The sequence below is a fragment of the Flavobacterium sp. FPG59 genome, from assembly GCF_002150205.1.
Taxonomy (GTDB): Bacteria; Bacteroidota; Bacteroidia; order Flavobacteriales; family Flavobacteriaceae; genus Flavobacterium.
In genome coordinates this window covers 1-3,976 of the sequence record NZ_MTCA01000258.1, presented here as the reverse complement: position 1 = coordinate 3,976, position 3,976 = coordinate 1, and the positions used below count along the sequence as shown (strand labels likewise).

Annotated in this window: 4 protein-coding genes; 3 read left to right on the top strand and 1 reads right to left on the bottom strand. The window is 31.8% G+C overall.

Features of this window, described 5'->3' with window-relative positions; translation table 11 throughout:
- Positions 1–186 precede the first annotated feature (186 nt).
- Positions 187–420, bottom strand: a complete 234-nt coding sequence (locus FPG59_RS14590; RefSeq protein WP_086455302.1) for a hypothetical protein — start codon at positions 418–420, stop codon at positions 187–189.
- A 119-nt stretch (positions 421–539) separates the two neighbouring features.
- On the opposite strand from FPG59_RS14590, the gene rnr reads away from it, so the two are divergent.
- From rnr to FPG59_RS14575, 3 genes are all read left to right on the top strand, one after another.
- Positions 540–2,732 (top strand): ribonuclease R, encoded by a 2,193-nt coding sequence (rnr, locus tag FPG59_RS14585; protein WP_086455301.1) that lies wholly within the window; start codon positions 540–542, stop codon positions 2,730–2,732.
- A 5-nt stretch (positions 2,733–2,737) separates the two neighbouring features.
- Positions 2,738–3,451: a head GIN domain-containing protein gene (locus FPG59_RS14580; protein ID WP_086455300.1), complete on the top strand. Its 714-nt coding sequence runs from the start codon at positions 2,738–2,740 to the stop codon at positions 3,449–3,451.
- A 42-nt stretch (positions 3,452–3,493) separates the two neighbouring features.
- Positions 3,494–3,976, top strand: a 483-nt coding sequence (locus FPG59_RS14575) for a LysE family translocator (protein ID WP_086455299.1), incomplete at its 3' end; no start/stop codon positions are given.

The following is a 3,976-nucleotide window of genomic DNA, read 5'->3' as shown; positions in this document are numbered from 1 at the left end:
ATGTTGATAAGTCTAAATAACATCTTAAAACTGATTTTCAATATCATTTTTAAAAAATTTATTGCCATTATTAACACACTATAATAACAACCAAGAAGGATTTAAAATTTAATTTTTCTTTTTGTTTATTTAAATATATGTTGACAACTTTGAAAAAATAAAATTCAAAAATTTTTAAAATTGATCTCAAACGATTTTCAAATTGTTGTTCAAGTGATCCAAAAGAGCTTGCACTTTTTCAAAATCGTTTTGATGAATTTTGAGTTTGATTCCGCCGTATGCAAAACTGCCAAACGGATCGACTGCTATGAGATTTTCGTTTTCGAAAAAAAAAGCAATTGCTTCTTGCTCTAATAAATGTTTGATGACCACAATTTCGTGTGCGTAATTGAATATAGCAATCGTTTTAAATGCTTCCATTGGTATAGTTTTTATAAAGATACAACTATTACGTAAAGTTATATTTTATTTAAATCTAGCGCTATTTTAGTGATAACACTTTAGTATTTCGTAATTTTAGACTTTTAAGAACAAGATTTATGAGTAAAAGATTAAGAAAGCCGATAAAGAAAGGGAAAGATTTCACGGATAAAATATTAAAAATACTATCGCAAAGTGCTAATAAAGCATTCAATTATAAACAAATAGGAGCAAAGTTGGAGCTTGATGATACAGAGAGTAGAAATCAAATAATAAAAGATTTAAAGATTTTAGCCTCACAAAATAAGATTATTGAGTCGGAACCAGGTAAATTTTTGGTAAAAGCTGCTAGTCAAGATTATTACGAAGGTAAAATAGACATGACGGGTCGTAAAACAGCCTTTTTTGTTTGTCCAGATCTTGAGGATGATGTTTTTATTCCTACCGCAAACTTGAATCATGCTTTAGATAAAGATATTGTTAAAGTTTACGTGTACAACCGTAGAAAAGGAAAACGTCCTGAAGGTGAAGTTATTGAAGTCATAGAACGACACAAAACAGATTTTGTAGGCGTAATTGATATCCAAGCTAATTTTGCTTTTGTCTCTACTGCGAATCCAAAAATGTATACTGATATTTTTATTCCAAAGGATAAAATAGGAGAGGCGGAGCAAGGTGATGTAGTTTTGGTACATATTGAAGATTGGCCAAAACGTGCTGATAGTCCGTTTGGGACCGTTGTTAAAGTTTTAGGTAAACCAGGTGAACATGATACGGAGATTCATGCTATTTTGGCTGAATACGGTTTACCATCAGAGTTTCCTATTGAAGTTGAAACTTATGCACAAAAAATAGATACTTCGATTACGGAAGAAGAAATTGCCAATCGTCGTGATATGCGTGATACATTGACTTTTACCATAGATCCAAAAGATGCTAAAGATTTTGATGATGCTTTGTCTTTCAAAGAATTAGAAAATGGAAATTTCGAAATTGGAATTCACATTGCCGATGTATCTTATTATTTAGAAGAAGGAACCATCCTTGATGATGAAGCTTATCAACGTGCCACATCGGTTTATTTAGTGGATAGAGTAGTACCTATGTTACCTGAGGTGTTGTCAAACTTTGCGTGTTCCTTACGTCCGCATGAAGAGAAATATACGTTTTCGGCCATATTTGAAATTACTGATAAAGCGCAAGTGGTAAACCAGTGGTTTGGTCGAACGGTAATTTTCTCGGATCAACGTTTTGCTTACGAAGAAGCGCAACACATCATAGAAACGAAACAAGATGTTATTCCTGTAGAAATTTCGATCACTGGAGCATCATATCAAGTTCCTGCAGAAATTGTTGCAGCAACGCTTAAAATGGATGAAATAGCTAAGATTTTTAGAAAAAAGAGAATGGCTGATGGTGCCATCTCTTTTGACAAAGTCGAAGTAAAATTCAATTTAGACGATGCGGGTGAACCACAAGGAGTTTACTTTAAAGTTTCAAAAGATGCCAATCATTTGATTGAAGAGTTTATGCTTTTGGCAAATAAAAAAGTAGCAGAATACATTGGTAAACAAAAGAAAACCTTTATTTATAGAATCCATGATGAGCCTAATGAAGATAAATTAATAGCCATGCAAACCGTAATTGCTAAGTTTGGTTACAAAATTGATTTCAGAAACAAAGGGGATATTTCGAAATCTTTGAATCAATTAATGGCTGATGTTAATGGTAAAAAAGAGCAAAATTTAATTGATACACTGGCTATTAGAAGTATGAGTAAAGCCAAATATTCTACAGATAACATTGGTCATTACGGACTTGCTTTTGATTATTATTCTCATTTTACATCGCCAATACGTCGTTATCCAGATGTTATGGTGCACCGTTTGTTACAGTTTTACCTTGATGGAGGAAAATCAGTAGATGAAGAAACGTATGAAACCAAATGTTTACATTCCTCAACTATGGAAGGTTTGGCAACCAATGCGGAACGTGATTCTATCAAATACATGCAAGTAAAATACATGCAAGATCATCAGGATCAAGAGTTTTTGGGTGTGATTTCGGGTGTGACAGAATGGGGAATTTATGTTGAAATTATCGAAAATAAGTGCGAAGGAATGGTTCGTATTCGAGACATACGTGATGATTATTACACTTTCGATGAAAAACAATATGCATTAACAGGAGCAACTTCTGGTAAGATATTGCAATTAGGAGATGAAATTTTCGTTAAAGTTAAAAATGCCGATTTAGTTAAAAAACAATTGGATTTTAATTTTTTAAGAAGAGTTAGCGAACCTATAAAGTAAAAAAAATGAAATTAAAGATTCAGGAATACCAAAAAAGTAATTTTAGAAATTGGACTAAAAAAATAGTGCTACTTGCATTTGTAATTTTAAGTCAAATTACGAATGCTCAAGTATCTAGAAATCTAGGTGATTTTGATGAAGTTAAAGTTTTTGATAAGATCAAAGTGTTATTAATTCCAGCTTCGGAAAACAAGATTGTCATTACAGGTGATCGTTCTGACGAATTAGAGGCGGTAAATAAAAACGGAATTTTGAAAATAAGAATGCCGTTCCCAAAATTACTTTCAGGTAATGACATCACTGTAAAATTGTATTTTAATAAGATTGAAGAAATTTCAGTAAGTGAAGGTGCTTATGTTTCTAGTGAATATGATTTTAAACAAACTAGCTTAGCAGTAAATGCAACATCTGGTGGCGAAGTTATTTTAGATTTAAACGTAGAAAAAGTAAACGTAAAAGTCAATGCTGGTGGAATTGTGACCTTAACTGGAAAAGCAACAAATCAAGACGTTATAATTACATCTGGAGGTATTTTAAGTTCCAAAGATTTAATTACCACACAAACCGTCATAAGCGTCTCTGCAGGTGGTGAAGCAGATGTTTATGCTACCACGCTCGTAGATGCAAAAGTTCGTGCTGGAGGTTCTATTTTTATTTATGGTAAACCCAAACAAATTAATAAAGAAGTTTTCATAGGTGGTAAAATTCAAGAAAAATAGATAATCCTTGGTATATTTACAGGCAACAAATTTTAATTTTGAATGGTAAACGATATTTTAGCTGGTATTCCTTGGGGAATATTTCTTAGTTTTATGATAGGCCCTGTTTTTTTTATACTACTTGAAACCAGTATTATAAAAGGATTCAGAGCCGCTTTAGTTTTTGATTTAGGTGTTGTATTAGGAGATATTTTTTTTATTGCTATTGCGTATTTAGGAAGTTATAGATTAATACAAAGTATCAAAGATCAACCGGCATTATTCATTTTTGGTGGTGTTATTATGTTAGCTTATGGTATTATTTCATTCGTACAATTAAAAAAAGAACAAAAAATAAATACCGATCTTATTGATAAAGAAATTGTCAAAAAAAATTACATAAGTCTTTTTGTAAAAGGATTTTTACTCAACTTTATCAACATAGGCGTTCTAGGTTTTTGGGTTGCCATTATTATATCTGTGGGACCAAAACTGGAGATGCAAACGTCTAGAATGATAACGTTTTTTATATCTGTAATACTAAGT